Source organism: Flavobacterium marginilacus, assembly GCF_026870155.1.
Taxonomy (GTDB): domain Bacteria; phylum Bacteroidota; class Bacteroidia; order Flavobacteriales; family Flavobacteriaceae; genus Flavobacterium; species Flavobacterium marginilacus.
Genome location: NZ_CP113975.1, coordinates 412,770 through 428,362, shown reverse-complemented (window position 1 = coordinate 428,362; position 15,593 = coordinate 412,770). Strand labels below are relative to the sequence as shown.

At 34.9% G+C, this 15,593-nt stretch carries 15 protein-coding genes; 10 read left to right on the top strand and 5 right to left on the bottom strand.

Annotated elements, in window-relative coordinates:
* The first annotated feature begins 1 nt into the window (after position 1).
* The 10 genes from ruvC to OZP07_RS01880 all read left to right on the top strand — a co-directional run bounded on the left by ruvC (position 2) and on the right by OZP07_RS01880 (position 7,111).
* Positions 2-556 (top strand): crossover junction endodeoxyribonuclease RuvC, encoded by a 555-nt coding sequence (gene ruvC, locus OZP07_RS01925; RefSeq protein WP_281637093.1) that lies wholly within the window; start codon positions 2-4, stop codon positions 554-556.
* Positions 557-592: 36 nt separating this feature from the next.
* Positions 593-1,483: a DUF6252 domain-containing protein gene (locus tag OZP07_RS01920; protein ID WP_281637092.1), complete on the top strand. Its 891-nt coding sequence runs from the start codon at positions 593-595 to the stop codon at positions 1,481-1,483.
* Between the two features lie 118 nt (positions 1,484-1,601).
* Complete coding sequence (gene hemW, locus OZP07_RS01915; protein WP_281637091.1) at positions 1,602-2,732, top strand: radical SAM family heme chaperone HemW; 1,131 nt, start codon at positions 1,602-1,604, stop codon at positions 2,730-2,732.
* 180 nt (positions 2,733-2,912) lie between these two features.
* Positions 2,913-3,290, top strand: a complete 378-nt coding sequence (locus OZP07_RS01910) for a GxxExxY protein (RefSeq protein WP_281637090.1) — start codon at positions 2,913-2,915, stop codon at positions 3,288-3,290.
* 57 nt (positions 3,291-3,347) lie between these two features.
* Positions 3,348-4,115, top strand: coding sequence for a cyclase family protein (locus OZP07_RS01905; RefSeq protein WP_281637089.1), 768 nt, complete (start codon positions 3,348-3,350; stop codon positions 4,113-4,115).
* Positions 4,116-4,125: 10 nt separating this feature from the next.
* On the top strand, positions 4,126-5,178 hold the full coding sequence (locus tag OZP07_RS01900; protein WP_194640374.1) for a DUF4421 family protein: 1,053 nt from the start codon (positions 4,126-4,128) through the stop codon (positions 5,176-5,178).
* A gap of 14 nt (positions 5,179-5,192) precedes the next feature.
* The gene (locus OZP07_RS01895; protein ID WP_194640373.1) at positions 5,193-5,603 is read left to right on the top strand and encodes a GNAT family N-acetyltransferase; all 411 of its coding nucleotides are present in this window, start codon (positions 5,193-5,195) and stop codon (positions 5,601-5,603) included.
* Complete coding sequence (locus OZP07_RS01890) at positions 5,600-5,950, top strand: DUF4260 domain-containing protein (protein ID WP_194640372.1); 351 nt, start codon at positions 5,600-5,602, stop codon at positions 5,948-5,950. Before OZP07_RS01895 ends, OZP07_RS01890 begins: the two co-directional genes overlap by 4 nt.
* Complete coding sequence (locus OZP07_RS01885) at positions 5,951-6,319, top strand: MmcQ/YjbR family DNA-binding protein (protein WP_281637088.1); 369 nt, start codon at positions 5,951-5,953, stop codon at positions 6,317-6,319. It begins immediately after the preceding gene.
* A gap of 84 nt (positions 6,320-6,403) precedes the next feature.
* Complete coding sequence (locus OZP07_RS01880) at positions 6,404-7,111, top strand: PH domain-containing protein (RefSeq protein ID WP_281637087.1); 708 nt, start codon at positions 6,404-6,406, stop codon at positions 7,109-7,111.
* 82 nt (positions 7,112-7,193) lie between these two features.
* Here OZP07_RS01880 and OZP07_RS01875 read toward each other — a convergent pair whose 3' ends face one another.
* The 5 genes from OZP07_RS01875 to pckA all read right to left on the bottom strand — a co-directional run bounded on the left by OZP07_RS01875 (position 7,194) and on the right by pckA (position 15,540).
* Complete coding sequence (locus OZP07_RS01875) at positions 7,194-8,294, bottom strand: DUF4407 domain-containing protein (RefSeq protein ID WP_194640369.1); 1,101 nt, start codon at positions 8,292-8,294, stop codon at positions 7,194-7,196.
* 198 nt (positions 8,295-8,492) lie between these two features.
* The gene (locus OZP07_RS01870; protein WP_281637086.1) at positions 8,493-9,575 is read right to left on the bottom strand and encodes a phytase; all 1,083 of its coding nucleotides are present in this window, start codon (positions 9,573-9,575) and stop codon (positions 8,493-8,495) included.
* A gap of 31 nt (positions 9,576-9,606) precedes the next feature.
* Positions 9,607-10,875: a right-handed parallel beta-helix repeat-containing protein gene (locus OZP07_RS01865; protein WP_281637085.1), complete on the bottom strand. Its 1,269-nt coding sequence runs from the start codon at positions 10,873-10,875 to the stop codon at positions 9,607-9,609.
* A gap of 25 nt (positions 10,876-10,900) precedes the next feature.
* Positions 10,901-13,669 carry a TonB-dependent receptor gene (locus tag OZP07_RS01860; protein ID WP_281637084.1) on the bottom strand — a complete coding sequence of 923 codons (2,769 nt, stop codon included), beginning with the start codon at positions 13,667-13,669 and terminating at the stop codon, positions 10,901-10,903.
* Between the two features lie 266 nt (positions 13,670-13,935).
* Entirely contained in the window at positions 13,936-15,540 is a 1,605-nt protein-coding gene (gene pckA, locus OZP07_RS01855; RefSeq protein WP_281637083.1) for a phosphoenolpyruvate carboxykinase (ATP), read from the bottom strand.
* Positions 15,541-15,593: the final 53 nt, after the last annotated feature.

Genomic DNA, 15,593 nt, shown 5'->3' with positions numbered 1-15,593 from the left:
TTTGACAAAAGAACGCATTATATTAGGAATAGACCCCGGAACCACGATTATGGGTTTCGGATTGATAAAAGTTGTCAATAAGAAAATGGAGTTCTTGCAGCTCAACGAACTGCAGTTGTCCAAATACGACAATCATTACCAAAAACTTCGAATCATTTTTGAGCGCACCATCGAGTTAATCGAAACCCACAATCCAGACGAAATAGCGATTGAAGCTCCTTTCTTTGGCAAGAACGTACAATCCATGTTAAAATTAGGAAGAGCGCAGGGCGTAGCAATGGCTGCAGGACTTTCCAGAGATATTCCAATTACCGAATACGAACCTAAAAAAATAAAAATGGCAATTACCGGAAACGGAAATGCTACCAAAGAACAAGTTGCCAAAATGCTTCAGCAGTTATTAGGTTTGAAAGAACTGCCTAAAAATCTGGATTCTACAGATGGCTTGGCGGCTGCGGTTTGTCATTTTTTCAATTCGGGTAAAATTGTTGCAAGAAAAAGTTATTCTGGCTGGGATGCTTTTGTGAAACTGAATGAAGATAGAGTAAAAAAATAAGTATATTTGTAAAAAATAACTTAACCTTTTTAAATAATGATTAAAATTAAATTTATTGCTTTTATTCTATTTACAGTTCTTATCACATCATGTTCTTCGGGAGATGATAGTAATGACAATAATAATCAATCAACAGGCGGATCTTTTGACTTAGTTTATAATAACGAAACAAAAAAAGTAAGTTCATGGGAAGCGAAAAAAATAGATGATTATATACAAGTTGAAGGTGTAACATCTGACGGAATTGGAGTTAATTTTGTATTTAATGTTTATGGGAACTTGTACGAAGGATTTACTGATGGTATTTCAGTAACAAGTTCTGTAGTTAAGCATGAAGTTTCAGATGTTTTTACCTCAAATACTTTTACTTTTACTTTAGAGGAACTTAATACAGCCAATAAAACGGTAAAAGTAAAATTTTCGGGTAAATTATATGAACATGGATACGATTACGAGGCAAATTATATTACAGATCCAACAAAATTCATTCCAGTAAGCGGTGCGTTTACCGTTTCTTATAAAGATTTGACTGCTGATATTCCCGGATTGGGAACTTTTGCAAAGTTGGATGGCAAAGACTGGCATGGTATGTCACTTGACAGTTCTACTGAATTGATAGGTTTTGACAAAATTACAACACTTAATGTGGAGAATGATGGAGAATATAGTTTAGGAATTGTTTTTCCAAAAGCTGATGTTAAAACGGGTACATTCCCTTTTACAAGCAATGCTTCTTACAACAGAATTTCTTTTATGAAATTTGATTTAGCAACACATGAATATGTAGTTTATAATGTTTCAGGCACTATAACTTACACTACTGTAAATGATGTTTATGTGGAGGGGACTTTTAGTTTGACAGCAACTAATCCTGTTAATAATTCAAAAATTGTCATTACAAATGGAAAGTTTAAAGAAGGGAGATAAATAACAATATACCTAAATATAAAATTAATCTCTGAAGAGAAATTAAAGATATTTTTAATTTTATCGGAGATTAATGCTAATTATTAAAGAGCAAGATTTAACTTGCTCTTTTTTTATTATGTCAGGAATCTATATACACATACCATTCTGCAAGCAGGCTTGTCATTACTGCGATTTTCATTTTTCGACTTCGATGAAGAAAAAAGATGAAATGGTTTTGGCTATTGCCAAAGAAATCCGAATGCGTAAAAATGAGTTTGAGAACGAAGTGGTAGAAACTATTTATTTCGGCGGAGGAACACCTTCAGTATTGCAGATTTCAGATATTAGATTTTTGATTTCAGAAGTATCTGCTCACTACAGAGTTTCTGAGAATCCCGAAATCACTCTAGAAGCCAATCCCGATGATTTATCAAGAGATCGAATAATCGAATTATCCAAGACTTCAATTAATCGGCTAAGCATCGGAATCCAGTCTTTCTTCGAAGATGATTTGAAAATGATGAATCGCGCTCATAATTCGGCGGAAGCCAAAGAATGTTTAGAATTTGCAACTCAATATTTCGATAATATCTCATTGGATTTGATTTATGGAATTCCGGGGATGAGTAACGAAAGATGGAAACAAAATATCGAAACCGCTTTGAGTTTTGGAATACCGCACATATCAAGTTATGCTCTAACGGTCGAACCCAAAACAGCTTTGAACAAACTCATTCAAACTGGAAAAATAGCAAAACCTAACGATGAATCGGCTCAGGAACATTTTGCAATTTTAGTCGAGACATTGGAAGCAAATGATTTTATTCATTATGAGCTGTCTAATTTCGGAAAAGAAAATTATTTTTCGAAGAACAATTCGGCTTATTGGCTGGGGAAAAAGTATATTGGAATTGGTCCGTCTGCTCATAGTTATGACGGAGTTTCCCGCAGCTGGAATGTTTCCAATAATCCTCTTTATTTAAAATCTATTCAAGAAGATAAATTACCGAATGAAATAGAAGTTTTATCCATCGCCGACCGTTACAATGAATATATTATGACGGGTCTTCGAACAATTTGGGGTGTTTCTTTGGAAAGAATTGAAGCGGAATTTGGAATTGATTATTTAAACTATTTGCGTAAACAAGCTCAGAAATATCTAAACGACGGCTTGCTTTCGATTGACAACGCTATTTTGAAACCAACTTCAAAAGGAAAATTCCTGACAGATGGAATTGCGAGTGATTTGTTTTATTTAAATTCGTAATAAGGGCTTAACCGCAAAGTGCGCGAAGGTTTACGCAAGGAGCGCAAGTTTTTTGATTAAGGCGCTAGGGACTTTATTTTGTAATTTAATATTTTTCTTATATTTGGTTAAAGTAAAAATATAAAATTAAGTTTCGCATTCTTTGTGTAAACCTTTGCGAACCTTACGGTAAAATAAATTATGACTGAAAATGAATTATCTAAAATTGTTTTTAATTGCGCTTTAAAAGTTCATCAAGCTTTGGGTCCAGGGCTATTAGAAAGTGCTTATCAAGAATGTTTGTTTTATGAATTAAAAAAATCAGGTTTAGAAATTCAAAAACAGCAAGCACTACCTTTATTCTATGAAGAAGTTAAACTAGATGTTGGTTATCGTTTAGATATAATTGTCGAAAATAAATTAATTTTAGAGATAAAATCTGTGGACGCGTTAAATGATATTCATTTTGCGCAACTTTTAACTTATTTGAAACTAACAAATTGCAAATTAGGGTTACTTATAAACTTTAATGTTCTATTGATAAAAAATGGAGTTAAAAGAGTCGTCAATAATCTTTAACTTTTAGAGTTTAGCGTCCTTTGCGTAAATCTTTGCGACCCTTGCGGTTAAATAACTATGAAAGCATCAATCCAACATAACAATAATACGTTTGAAGTCGATTTATCAAAACCCATTGATATTTCAATTCCATTGACAAATACTGATGAAAATCCGATTGCTTGGTATTTAGAAAAACCCATAATTGAGCCTGTTGTTTTTGGCGATTGGATAGGTAAGGTTTCCGAAGGGAAATCATCGACCAATTTTAATAATATCTTTTTTAACCCCCATGGACACGGAACTCATACTGAATGTCTCGGTCATATTACACGGGATTTTTACAGCATTAATCAATGGCTGAAGCAGTTTTTCTTTTTGGCTGAATTGGTTTCGGTTGTGCCGGAAATGCAGGGAGAAGATTTGGTAATAACGAGAAATCAGATAAAGAAAGCATTAGGCGTTAAAACTCCCGAAGCAATAATTATCCGAACATTACCCAATTTCAAAATAAAAAAATCACTGAAATATTCGAATACCAATCCGCCTTATCTGGCAGAAGATGCAGCACATTTCATTCGCGAAAGCGGCATCAAACATTTGCTGATCGATTTGCCGAGTGTGGACAAAGAACATGACGAAGGGAAATTATTGGCACATAAAGCTTTTTGGAAAGTAAAAGATGTTAATGATTTAAATCCTGATGCGCGATTAGATTGTACGATAACTGAAATGATTTTTGTTCCTGATGAAATCGAAGACGGTAGTTATCTGTTGAATCTTCAAATCGCTTCTTTTGAAAATGATGCGAGTCCAAGCAAGCCTGTTTTATATTCTATTTTGTAAAATCTAAGGATTGAAAACACGGAAATATAGAAGTTGCCATAACCAATATTTGCTTAAAATAGCATTGTTTTTTGCTATTTTGCTTTTAGGAAACGGGACTGTTTTTGGTCAAAAAAAAGAACGAGACAGTTCTAAATTTGTGTTTTATCCCGATGAGATTTTGATTAGAACTAATCTTAGTACGCAAACTGACTCACAAATTTTGGAAGACAAAAATGGTGGCAATCTGGATTTGGAAACCAATAATAATTACAAAGTGTTTTTATCTGCAGATTATAAATTTATAGGTTTTAGTTACGGATTTTATCCTCAGTTTATAGGAGGAAATAAAGATGAAGATGTAAAAGGAAAATCTAAATTTTCAGAATATAATTTTCGTTTTTTTCTTGGAAAATGGCTTCAGACGGTTGATTACAGCAGGATCAAAGGATATTATATCGCAAACACTCAGGATTTTTTACCAGATTGGAAACCTGATATTGCCCCTTATATTCAATTTCCAGATTTAAAAATAACCAAATACGGAATGTCAACATCGTATATTTTCAATCCCAATTTTTCATTAAAAAGCATCACATCGTTTACTGAGTGGCAAAAAGAAAGTGCAGGAAGTTTTATCCCAACACTAATATATGATTATAAAAAGATTTCTTTGGAAACTGATATTTTAAAGACGTATCAAAATGAATATGATGTAAGTGTGGGGATTGGTTATTTTTATAATTTTATTATTCATAAAAAGTTTTATGTGGCGCCTAATTTAACAACAGCTCTTGGAGTAAAATTCCTGAATTCTACAACAGATGAATTAGGAATTCAAAAAAAAGAAAAGCATGATTATTTTTTGACCACTCTTACTGGCGGGCTAAGACTTGGATATAATTCGGATCGAATTCTATTTGGAGTCAACTTTAATTTCAATTCCAGTTTTTATAATGAAAGTAAAAACCAGGTTGTTTCAAATGGTGGTTCGTTTGGATTGTTGTATTTTGGTTACCGATTTGATGCGCCAAAATTTATCAGCAAGCCAGTGAATAAAATCGGTTATAAATTAAGACTTTAATTTTTATTTAAAATATGGACAGTAAGATTTACGTTTCTACAGATAAACAACAATTAAATGTTCCTTTTATCCAGGATTTTTTGAAAGATATTTATTGGGCTGCGGGAAGAACCATTGATGAAGTTCAAAAAACAATTGATAGTTCGATTTGTTTTGGGATTTATAAGGACGATGTCCAATTTGGTTTTGCGAGGGTTATCACTGATTATGTCGTTTTTGCTTATGTAATGGATGTTTTTATAGCCGAAGAACACAGAGGAAAAGGATATTCTTCGATTTTAATTGACGCTATGATGAAAGAACCGCAATTGCAGGAAGTAAAAATATGGCGTCTGGCTACATCTGATGCTCATTTTTTATATGAGAAATTTGGTTTTAAGGCCTTGGCGCACCCAGAAAAAATGATGGAAAAAATAGTATCATGAAAACAGTTATCAAACTCGAAGAATTAGGATTGTTTGTACTCGGTATTTACTTTTTTAACCAATTGAACTATGCTTGGTGGTGGTTCTTGGTTTTAATTTTAGTACCTGATTTTTCTATGATAGGTTATCTCTTTGGAGATAGAATTGGCGCATTTTGTTATAATTTAGCCCATCACAGAGGCATAGCGATTGTTTTTTATCTTGTCGGTATTTTTTGTTCCAATGAAACGGTTGAGCTTATTGGTGTTATTTTATTTGCGCATTCGTCTATGGACAGGATGTTTGGTTATGGATTAAAATATGAAACAGGTTTTAAATATACCCACTTGGGTGAAATTGGAAAATAAATGAACTTAGAAACGTATTACGAATATTGTCTTTCCAAGAAAGGAGTTACGGAACATTTCCCTTTTGATGAAGATACTTTGGTATTTAAAGTAGGCGGAAAGATGTTTGCTCTATCATCTTTATTGCAGTGGGAAAAAGGAAATCCGCATATGAATCTGAAATGTGATCCTGAGCGTGCACAAGAACTGCGTGCCGAATATGATGCCATACAGCCCGGTTTTCATATGAGCAAAGTGCATTGGAACACGATTAGCGTAAATCAAGATGTTCCGAATACACTGCTGAAAGAATTAATTGATCATTCCTATGAATTGGTTTTTAAAAGTTTAACGAAGAAAATTCAAACTGAAATTATTGACCTAGAGTAAAATATTTTACCGAATAGCAGAAGCAATTAGAAAAATAGACATTACTTTTGTTCAAAAACATCAGACACTTTCAAATAAAATACTATGATTGATAATCTTAAAAAGTTCCTTAACGAAGAACAAGATCCAAAAGCCATCGAAAAAATTACTTCAAAACTGAATGATTTATTGATGAAAAATGAAGAAGTAGGGTATATCGCCGTTCAGAAAAAACCAGCTATTACTGTTTTTCCGGATAGTATTGTGGTGACCAATAAAAGAATTATTATTTGTCAGCCTAAAAATATGGGGCTTTCAATGAATTTTACCGATTTTACATGGGACGAAATTGAAGGCACGTTTATGAAGGAAAATATTTTAGGTTCTGAATTTTCATTTTCGACCAAAACACAGGTTCAGGTTTCTATCGATTATATTCCTAAAATTCAAGCTAGAAAAATTGCTACGTTTGCCAAAGAACAATTGGATATTTTGAAAAACAGAACAGCAGCTCCTGCAGCGGCATCAGTAATTAACGAAGAAAATGTTCCAGAATTGATTCAGGAATCGGAGCTGATTGAAGAAATGGAAACGGAAGAAGTAACTGATTTTGCCGAAATTATGCCGGTTGTTTCTAATCAAGCCGAACCTTTTGCTGAAAGTTCAGCTGCTTCTAGAGAGAAAATTAACAGTGGATTATCGCAGGACGAACTTTTTGCAAAACTGCAGAATTATAAAAAACTCCTTGATAACGGATTGATTATGCAGGGTGAATATGATGCTTTCAAAAAAGAGATTTTGAGCCAGATGTAATTTATAGCCGAAAGTCATAATGTTGAAAGTCTTAAAGTCAGAAGTTAATTTCTTTTGACTTTAAGACTTTTGTCTTTAGAATCTATAAAGTTTTTATTTGCTTTTCAACAAAATTATTGGATTGCTGTTCCAGTAATTCCGTTGCGTTTTTTCGCTGCAGATCGTATAGTTTCTTATCCTCAGCGATATCTGCATATACTTTATCGTGCATCGAGGCACTGGTTTTTATCAGCAATTCACGTTGGTATTTGTCCTGTTCGATTGTAGCTTTGAGCGCAGTTTCTAAATCTTCCAGTTTATAATCGTATTCCCCTTTTGGAGATAATAACTTTGCAATAATTGGTGAAGTTTCAATAGCAAGGAACAACAGCATTATAAAAAATGAAGGCAGCCAAGGCAGTTTATTCAAAGCGTTAATCCGCGCCATCAAACCGTCAAATCCGTCAATAACTGGCTGTGTCTCGGTGACTTTTTTGTCTAAATCTGTCTGCAGTGTTTTGGTGCTTTTTTCCAGAACAGCGATTTTGGCTAAATTGTTTTTTTGAATGGTATCTAATTCTTTTTTTGCTAAATCGTGTTTCGCTATTTTTTCTTTAAACACGGGACCTTTGCCCATTAATTTTGTTCCTGCAGTTCCTTCGGCTTCTTGAATATAAGTCTGATAAAGCGTATTTACCTCTTTTTCTTTATTGGCTATTTCGGTTTTTAGGTTTTTGATTTCGTTTTTGTTTTTGTCCAAATCCGATTTGAAATAACTGCTGACTTCTTTTTTATTATTCAAAGCCATTGCGTTTTTTTCTTTCAGTAAAACCGTATTGATTTCTTTTTCGAAAATTTTAATTTCCAAAGGTTTTGAAATTACGATTGCAATGATAATGGCCAAAAGAATTCGAGGAGTCGCTTGTAGAAATTCACTAGAAAAATTGTTTCTTTTTCGAATGGTGGAAACAATAAAACGATCCAGATTAAAAATAAGTAAGGCCCAAACGAATCCAAAAAGAAGTGCAGGAATAACATTATCGAAGACAGTAAAAAGGGCATAAGCACTGGCTATGAAAGCCATAACTGCAGTAAAAAAAACGGTAGCACCAATACCAACATATTTGGTTTGTTCGCCTTCGGAGCACCCTTCCAGCAGCGGTTTGTCTGCGCCTGAACACAGGATAAAAAATTGTTTTAACATGATTGATTGATTTTTGATTGATAAATTTGATTGGTACAAATTTAAGGTCAAAAATCCATATGTTTTTCAATTCGCTAATTTCTTTTGTGTTAAAAGTATTTAAATCAGCAAATTATTACTGCCAATAAGGTAAAAAAGAACTAATGTCAATTTTTATTGGCAGTAATATATTGAATAGAAAAATTCGGCTGCAATAAATTACTTTATTTTTAAATTTTTACCAGCGATATCTTCCCAACGGTAAAAATGAAATGTTTTATCGGTACTCATTGCTACAAACAAACCATGTTTAAAGTTCGAATTTAAAGGGATGCTGGTTATTTCGGAACCATCGCTTTCTGTGGCTGAAACATTTATCGTCTTTAAATATTTGTGCTCAAATGGATTGTTTTTTGTGCCTTCACGGCTAAAAATCTGGAAACGGTTAGCCCCTTGGTCTGATACTAAAATATAGCCTGTGGTATCAGTAAGTTTATAAATAGAAATACCTTCGTGGTCTTCGGCAAAACCTGTTGTGCCAAATAAGGATAATTGTTCGTCTCCTTTGGCTGGATCTGCATAATACTGGCGTACACCAAATTGCTCATCAGAATAGTAAACATATCCTAACTCATTATCAACAGCAATTGACTCTATTTCTTTTTTACCGCTGTATTCTCCAAATTTACGAACTAAAGTGGCTTTTACTTTTCCATTACCGTTGTCCTCTAATAAATATTGATAAAGATAACCGCCCGTTTTAGGTCCGGTTTTGCGGCCGACAATAGCATATATTTTTGCATCTTTTGAAGTATAAACAGCTATACCCATTGGAGCATTGTAATCTGCTTCGGTTTCGTTTTCAAATACTTTGATTCCTCCGTTGTCAACAGGTTTCATGTCCGGAATTGAAAAAAATCTAAGATCCTGACCTAATCTTTCTGTCGTAATGGCAACATCTGTTGGTTTTCCGTTAAGCACCAATCCGTAAGCAATATCTACATTATTGGGTCTTTTTAGATTTTTCACAGTCTTGTCTTTTAGTATTTTCCCTTGCAGGTCAAATACATAAAGTCCTCCATCTTTTTCTTTATCAGTTCCAATAACCAGACTTTTTGAAACATCAGCTTTATTAATCCAGATTGCAGGATCGTCACTGTCAAATTGTACGGGTTCAGAAATAAAAACTGGTTTTACTACAGTTTTGGATGCGGTTTTGGTATTTTTTTTATCGTTTTGACAGCTGAAAGACAGCACTGCAAGCGTAAATAAACTTATAGAAAGTATTATTTTTTTGACCATTTTGTAAGGTGTTGATTTAATTGTTTTTGATTTATTTAGCCACGCCATAAGCACCAATAAAGGCAGCTGGCGCCGGAGAAGCATATGCCAATCCGTTGCTAAAAGTGATAGGATTATTAAAATGTCTAACAAAATTAGTAGTTCCTTTGCCAAGAGCAATAGAATTTGATTTTAAATGAAAATCCCAAGAAGTATTAAAATCAGGACTGCTTACAGGGTTGTTTAAAGGATAATTTACAAAACCTGGGTCGTTTTGGCCTGCAGTTGTTCCTCTCACTTCGTTTGTGCCGCCAATAACATCTTTAGAGGGCTGAAATTGATTAACGGTTGTCTGATCATAGCCATAATAAAGATTATTGCTAATTGTAGAGCGGGAATCTTCCAAGCTTTTAGTATCTCTTTTAATACCAAAACGGGTATTGGCAAATAAATTATTATAGATGTGGGCTACTACAGCATTTTCGACCCAAATTGATCCTCCTTTTGCTGTTGGTCTGCGCCAGCCGGTATTAACAAAAGTGTTGTTATAAGCAACAATATCGGCTTGTGGATTTCTAAGTCCTGCATTAGATAATTTAAAAGCATTTGTATTGGCACTATAAATTAAATTGTAAGCGGCATCGACTAAACAGCCTGATTTGAAATTCATCGCCTCACCGCCAGATACGCCTGTAGTGTAGAAAATATTATTCGAAAAAATAATATTTCCGCCTTCGATATAAGTACAGTCTTCTTGAAAATTTCTAATGATGGAATTAGTCACCACCAATTTTCCGTTTACGTTAGAAAACCATAAAGCGGGTAAGTTTTCGCCGGCAACTGCTTTGTATAAACCTAATTTTACTGATGTTGAAGCATCTGAAGTTGTGCTTCCTCCATATTCTAAAATAGTGTGATCCAGAATGAGTTCGGCGCAGGTTTTAGCTGCCAAAATTCCGCCCCATTTTTTACCAAATTTATTCTCTTCGGTTCTGTCTTTTTCCGCTATGGTAAATTTCACAGGATTATCTGCGGTTCCTAATGAGTATAAATTACCTTTTACAATAAATTCGGTCTTTGCCACAGGATCCATAATTACGGTAACACCTTCTTCTATGGTCAGTGATTTTCCTTCGGGAATAATTACGTCACCTGTAATGTTGTGTGTAGTTCCTTTTTGCCAGATTCCTGAGATTTCACCCGAAGAAACTCCTCCATCTACATCAGTATATACGTCGCTATTCGCTTTTTCGCAGCCAGCAACAGTTATTATAATGAGTAATAAAAGAGCAGCGTTAAGATTTTTAAAGATTGTTTTCATCTGTATGTATTTTCTTTGGGATTAACTAATATTTGTAACGTACGCCAATGAGGTAACTCTGACCATAATAATCGTCTCTTATCAGTGTTCTGCCATTGTATTCTAAATTACTTTCAGCAATGTTTGTGTTTGCTGCGTTCGTGCCTTTTAAGAATAACTTGTGCGGCGTGTTTAGGATATTATTTGCTTTTAGGTAAATGCTAAACTTTGATTTAAATCGTTTTTCGACCGAAGCATCCATTTGCACAAATCCTTCCTGCCATAAATCATTATTAACAAATTGAGAAACAGTATTGATGCGAGGACCTGTATATGAAACAGAAAGCTGTGCATCCCAGCCTTTTTTGCTGTCATTATAAAGTATAGCGGCGTTGGCAATGTGTGCCGATTGACCATAAAGAGGTCTAGTCTGCATTACCGATATTTTTTGTAAGTTTCCGTTAGCGTCTAAAACTTTTTGGTCTTTTGGAGTGGTAATTTTAGAGTCGGTATAGGTATAGTTTACTTTGAATCCTATTTTGTTGAAATAGGTGATATAATCTAATTCGATTCCGAAGTTTTTTGCGGTACCAAAGTTGCCTGGGCTGTAATACGTGTCCTGCCCGCGGGTGGCATCGGCCAAAAAGGTATATTCGATAGGATCTTTAATGTTTTTATAAAAAGTGCCTAAAAATAATTGCGATCCGGCTTTTGGGAAAAACTCATATCTAAAATCATAATTATCAGCAACAGCAGGTTTTAAATCGGGATTGCCTCTTTCCTGATATTCTTCGTTAACGACTTTGCTAGGTACAATTTCATAAAATCCAGGTCGGTTAAGCGAACGGAAATAAGAAGCATGCAATTGTTGTTTATTGCTTAGGAAATATTTTAAAGTTAAGCTGGGCAGGGTGTAGGTGTAAACTTGGTTTCCTGTTGGTCGAGGCTCTCCGGCAGGAAAAAGCAGATTATAACCTTGGTCGGTATTCTCAATACGAACACCTCCTATTGCCTGCCATTTGTCTGTTTTATAATTAAACATTCCGTAACCGGCAGCTGTTTTTTCACTTGCATCGTAAGTCAAAGAGTTACTTACTGCTCCGGTTGGATTGCTTACTACTAAATCCAATTGCGTATAATCCGTAAAATCTACTCCATAAGCCGCATTTGGATTTGTTGGAGCCAAAGTATAATTATTGTAAAAACTGCTTCGCTGTTTATCTCTGTAAAGACCTCCAGCCGAAAAATCGATATTGCCGTCAAATAAAGGCAGCGTATATGTTAAATCTAAATATCCCGCTAAATCCTCGTCCGTATTGCGCTCCCAGCGATGCGTGATTGGGTTAATAGCCAGTTTTGTACGGGTACTAACATAATTTTTCTCTTCGCCGTTAACATTAATATTGGTATTGTCTGGAACTTGATTACTGGCAAAAGAGTAAGCTGCCGACCAATGAATTTTAAATTTATCGTTCAATAAGGTATTATTTCCCTGTAAAGTGTTGTTGTAAATCTGCTGCTTGGTAAAACGTGTACGTGTGGAGTAAAGCAATTTTGCATTACCTGTTTCTGGGTGATACTCGGAGGTATAATCGGTAGTAAGCGTATTTCTAGTCTGAATATTATCTAGATTCAAGAACACACTGTACAAACTAATTTTGTTAGACGAATTGAACTGGTAATCTGCCTTTCCCTGTACCCCGTATCTTTTTTGCTGTTCCGAATATTCACGGTAATTTTTACTGACAATGCTGGCAAATTCATCTGTACCAATAAGCTGGGTATTGTAAAGCGTAGAGTTACTGCCTCTATAAGAATTTTGAAAACTGCCCGCAATCAGCACGCCAAATTTGTTGTCAAAAAATCGTTTCCCTAATGAGATATTAGATAAAAAATTGGGTGCAGGATTGGAGTATTTGTAAGCTAATGTTCCTTTTGGAAAATCTTGTGAAGCAGCTTCGTAGCTCTTAGGATTTAATTCATACGGAGATTTTTTGTTAATCTCATCATATCCGTAACTCATAAATTTCCTGTCAAAAAACATCTGGCTGTAACCTCCAGAAATAGTAGCACTGAAAAGCGGTTTAGAAGCCGGCGCATCTTTCATTACCATATTTACGGCACCGCCTATCGCATCACCTTCCATATTTGGCGTTAATGTTTTATAAATTTCTAATCGGTCCAGTAAGTCAGAAGGAAAAATGTCTAAAGGAACATAACGGTATTTATTATCAGGACTTGGAATTTTCACGCCATTAATCAGCGTGTAGTTGTATCGTTTGTCCATTCCTCTAATAATAGCATATTGTCCGTCTCCATTACTGTTCCTTTCTATAGACACACCCGAAACGCGCTGAATTACGTTGGCTACAGTAAGATCTGGGGATATCTCTATTGCTTTGCCAGATACAATATTGATAACTTGGCTGTATTCTTTTTCTAATCTTCGGGCTGTATGTTCTTCACTGGCACCACCTTTACTGTCTACGATGACTTCTCGCAATGATTTAGTTTCAGCTTGCAGGTAAAATTTTAAATCCTGAGAAGTTTCTTTATCAATTGTAATTTCTTTCGAAATACTTAGATAACTGGCATAACTGATTTTTATGGTATAAGTTCCAGATGATAATTCGTTAAGTTTAAATGAACCATCAAGTCCGGTAATGTCATTATGTTTGCTGTTTGTCAGCGAAATCGAAACGCCGGCCAAAGGCTCTCCTGTTTCCGAATCGTAAACATTACCTTTAATAGTCGATGCTTTTGCGGTTATAGTAAGAAAAAAAGAAAATGTAAAAAGAAGTATAAATTTTTTCATGTAATTAATTTTTTGCAAATGTAAAAGCGCGATGTTAAGCCAATGCAACCTAATAGTTAAACATAGTCTATTGTTAAATTGAATTTATTTGAAGGAATATCACTCTAAAAATCACTATCTCAGAACTTAAATTATAGGTCTGGATACTATGTTTTATATTATTTTTTGATGAATTTTGGTAGTGCTTATATTTTTCTTTTTCATCAGGGCATAAAAAAAGCTGTTCGTTATGAACAGCTCTTTCAGTTTTGAATTAATAATTTTCTTTATGTTATTATCGGTGCGCCTGCTAATATTTCAGCATTGGCAAATGTTGCAAATGTTGCAAAATTAGCTTCGAATTTATGAGCCAATGCAACAGCTTTTGTATCGTATAAATCTGTATTCTCCCAAGTATTTCTTGGATTTAGGATTTCGTTTGGAACATTTGGGCAAGACTGAGGAACTGCGATTCCAAATACGTCATGGTTCATAAATTCTACAGAATCTAATTCCCCTTTCAAAGCGGCCGTAATCATGGCACGGGTATATTTCAGTTTCATTCGGCTTCCGGTTCCATAAGGTCCGCCAGTCCAGCCTGTGTTGATCAGCCACACTTTTACATTTGCGTCTTTCATTTTTTGACTCAGCATTTCAGCATATTTTGTTGGATGCAAAGGCATAAAAGGTGCTCCAAAACAGGCTGAAAAATTAGGCTGAGGTTCCGTTACTCCTGCTTCTGTTCCAGCTACTTTGGCGGTGTAGCCTGATATAAAATGATAAGCGGCCTGTCCAGCAGTTAGTTTTGAAATTGGAGGCAGAATACCGTAAGCATCAGCAGTTAAGAAGAAAATGTTTTTTGGATTTTTGCCAATAGATCCCGGCTGAATATTTTCGATATGCTCAATAGGATAGCTGACTCTAGTATTTTGTGTAATCGAAATATCCTCAAAATCAACTTCATTGGTGCCTGATTTGAAAACTACATTTTCTAGAATCGCTCCTTTTTTGATGGCTCTGAAAATATCCGGCTCATTTTCTTCGGTAAGATTGATTACTTTGGCATAACAGCCGCCTTCAAAATTGAAAACAGTATTTTCATTGGTCCATCCGTGTTCATCATCACCAATAAGTTTTCTGTCCGGATCTGCTGATAAAGTTGTTTTCCCTGTTCCTGATAATCCAAAGAATATTGCGGTATCACCATCTTCGCCAACATTAGCGCTGCAGTGCATTGGAAGCGTGTTTTTGAACACAGGCAGGATGAAATTTAATGCCGAAAAGATTCCTTTTTTCATTTCGCCGGTATAGCCTGTTCCTCCAATCAGAGCAATCTTTTTTGTAAAATTTAGTATTGCAAAATTACCTTGTCGTGTTCCGTCAACTGCAGGATCAGCATGAAATCCGGGAGCACAGATTACTGTCCATTCGGGAGTAAAGTTTTCTAATTCGTCATTAGCCGGTCTCAAAAACATGTTGTGACAGAATAAATTTGCCCAAGCTGTTTCGGTAACTGCACGTACATTTAATCTGTAATTGGTGTCGGCGCAGACATAAGAATCTCTAACGTAGATTTCTTTTCCGGATAAATAAGCTGTTACTTTTTTATAAAGTGCATCAAAAGCGCTTGGTTCAAAAGGAATGTTTATGTTTCCCCACCATACTTTATCCTCCGTAATGCTGTCTTTAACGATAAAACGATCTTGTGGAGAACGCCCGGTAAACTCCCCAGTATTAATTGCCAATGCTCCCGTATTGTTTTCGAGCCCCTGTCCTGATTTAATCGTAATATCATGTAACTCATTCGGGCTTAGCTGATACTGAACTGCAGCATTTTCAATTCCTAGTTCTTTTAACGAAATCGATTTCGTAAACAAAGCGTAGTTGTCCATAAAAATAAATTTTTTTGAGTGTGTTTTATTTCACTGCAAAAGTATAATTTATT

Bases quoted from the DNA above. Each gene is read 5' to 3' on its own strand.
- OZP07_RS01920 (WP_281637092.1), top strand. From the start codon at position 593: ATGATTAAAATTAAATTTATTGCTTTTATTCTATTTACAGTTCTTATC.
- hemW (WP_281637091.1), top strand. From the start codon at position 1,602: ATGTCAGGAATCTATATACACATACCATTCTGCAAGCAGGCTTGTCAT.
- OZP07_RS01910 (WP_281637090.1), top strand. From the start codon at position 2,913: ATGACTGAAAATGAATTATCTAAAATTGTTTTTAATTGCGCTTTAAAA.
- OZP07_RS01905 (WP_281637089.1), top strand. From the start codon at position 3,348: ATGAAAGCATCAATCCAACATAACAATAATACGTTTGAAGTCGATTTA.
- OZP07_RS01895 (WP_194640373.1), top strand. From the start codon at position 5,193: ATGGACAGTAAGATTTACGTTTCTACAGATAAACAACAATTAAATGTT.
- OZP07_RS01890 (WP_194640372.1), top strand. From the start codon at position 5,600: ATGAAAACAGTTATCAAACTCGAAGAATTAGGATTGTTTGTACTCGGT.
- OZP07_RS01885 (WP_281637088.1), top strand. From the start codon at position 5,951: ATGAACTTAGAAACGTATTACGAATATTGTCTTTCCAAGAAAGGAGTT.
- OZP07_RS01880 (WP_281637087.1), top strand. From the start codon at position 6,404: ATGATTGATAATCTTAAAAAGTTCCTTAACGAAGAACAAGATCCAAAA.
- OZP07_RS01875 (WP_194640369.1), bottom strand. From the start codon at position 8,294: ATGTTAAAACAATTTTTTATCCTGTGTTCAGGCGCAGACAAACCGCTG.
- OZP07_RS01870 (WP_281637086.1), bottom strand. From the start codon at position 9,575: ATGGTCAAAAAAATAATACTTTCTATAAGTTTATTTACGCTTGCAGTG.
- OZP07_RS01865 (WP_281637085.1), bottom strand. From the start codon at position 10,875: ATGAAAACAATCTTTAAAAATCTTAACGCTGCTCTTTTATTACTCATT.
- OZP07_RS01860 (WP_281637084.1), bottom strand. From the start codon at position 13,669: ATGAAAAAATTTATACTTCTTTTTACATTTTCTTTTTTTCTTACTATA.
- pckA (WP_281637083.1), bottom strand. From the start codon at position 15,540: ATGGACAACTACGCTTTGTTTACGAAATCGATTTCGTTAAAAGAACTA.